Source organism: Psychrobacillus sp., assembly GCF_056205495.1.
The window spans coordinates 1-1,967 of sequence record NZ_JBAEAP010000238.1; the positions used below are offsets into that span (position 1 = coordinate 1).

Here is a 1,967-nt window from a genome sequence, read left to right on the forward strand (position 1 = left end):
AACATTTTATAATCGCTCGGACCTACTGTGAGCAACACCTTTATAAAAATCGTCAGCTCCTTCACTAACAAAAAGGCCAGTATAAAGGCCAAGAAGACTAAGCAGAGGTTTAAAAACATTTGCAAGGCTTTTGGGATGATCAATAACACAGCTGTAAATTTAACCATTCAATTCCCCCTTTTTTATAATACATTATTATAATGTAAGGTTACCTCACATGTCTACAATGAAATTTCAGAATATTATTTAAAATAACACTACGTATTTCTACATACTGTAATTTTGATGGAAAATCGAAGCGCTACTTAAATAGACAAAGCGTAGCACTTCTTAGAAATAGTTGTGGATAATCAACCCTTTACTCGATTAATTCTACAAATTTAGTGGCGGCAGTTGGTAATGGAACCCTTTTTAGAAAGCACACTCCTATATTTCTTGGTGGTATACTCTCTTTTAACTTCACCTCTTTAAGCATCCCCTTTCTTAAATAATCTCCCGCAAATTGCTTAGTAACACAAGCAATACCTAAGTTAATTTTTGCGAACTCCAATAGTAGATCATGAGAACCTAATTCAAATTCAGGTGATATTTTTACACCCTTTGAAAGCATATATTCTTCCACATATCTTCTCGAGACTGATTTTTGTTCAAGGAATATTAACGGAAATTTTACAAGCTTGTCCAAACTAATTGGCTTTGACAAGACTTTATCAAACTTTTCCCCATATACAAAGATATCTTGTACCTCTAGACATGGCCGTTGTCCCAAGCTATCATCATCTATAGGAAAATTACAAAGAGCAATGTCTACGCCTCCACTCTTTAATATATTGCATAGCTCCATGGTCGTACCATTTACAATGGTAAATTTAATACTAGGATATTTATTATGGAACTCCTCTAAATAAGGGAGCAAGAAAAATCTTGAAATGGTGTCTCCCACTCCAATTTTAAGTTCCCCTGCAGTAAGGTTTTTAAATTCTAAAATTTTCTCTTCACCAGTATCAATGAGCTTTAAAGCAGAGCTAGCATATTCAAAAAGTACTGAGCCTTCTGTTGTTAAAGTAACTCCTTTTGTTGTTCTATAGAATAATCTGGTATCTAGTTCTTTCTCCAGCTGCATTATGGATTGACTAACTGCGGATTGACTCATAAAGAGATCTTTTGCAGCCTTCGAAAAGCTATTATTTTTACTTACCACGCAAAATATTTTATATAAATCCAATTTACCTGACATATAAGCACCTCTTATATCTATTATAATATATATTAATTTTACTTATATCACTGTATTACGTAGAATTACAAGTGGTAATAATATATTTATAATAGTTGAAGGAGCGTTCAATTTGGAAAGAGTAGTGGGAACAGTTGTAAGAGGTCTTCGAGGCCCAATTATAAATAATGGTGATAATATTGAAGAAATAGTAGTAAATAGCGTATTAAAAGCATCAGAAGTGGAAGGCTTTTCTATCAACGATCAGGACATTGTGACCGTAACTGAATCAATCGTTGCCCGCGCTCAAGGAAACTACGCTAGTATAGACCAGATTGCCACTGACGTACATTCGAAATTTGGAGATGACACACTAGGTGTTATTTTTCCAATCCTAAGTCGTAATCGATTTGCAGTAGTACTACGTGGAATAGCAAAAGGTGCAAAGAAAATAGTTTTAATGCTAAGCTATCCGTCTGATGAAGTCGGCAATCATCTTGTAGAAATTGACGAGTTAGATGATAAAGGCGTAAACCCTTGGACAGATGTCCTTACAGAGAAACAGTTCCGTGACTACTTTGGCTATAAGCTACATCCTTTTACTGGAGTAGACTACATTGCATACTATAAATCGTTAATAGAAGAATACGGAGTGGAATGTGAAGTCATTTTCTCTAACAACCCAAAATCTATTCTAGACTATACAAAAAACGTACTTGCTTGTGATATTCACTCAAGATTTAGAACTAAG

Annotated in this window: 2 protein-coding genes; one reads left to right on the top strand and one right to left on the bottom strand. The window is 34.5% G+C overall.

Annotated features, from left to right (window positions below; translation table 11 throughout):
* Nucleotides 1-358 precede the first annotated feature (358 nt).
* Nucleotides 359-1,237 (bottom strand): LysR family transcriptional regulator, encoded by an 879-nt coding sequence (locus tag AC06OU_RS06870; protein ID WP_475854872.1) that lies wholly within the window; start codon nt 1,235-1,237, stop codon nt 359-361.
* Nucleotides 1,238-1,349: 112 nt separating this feature from the next.
* Here AC06OU_RS06870 and AC06OU_RS06875 point away from each other — a divergent pair.
* Nucleotides 1,350-1,967: coenzyme F420-0:L-glutamate ligase (locus AC06OU_RS06875; RefSeq protein ID WP_475854874.1), on the top strand; the 618-nt coding region annotated here is incomplete at its 3' end.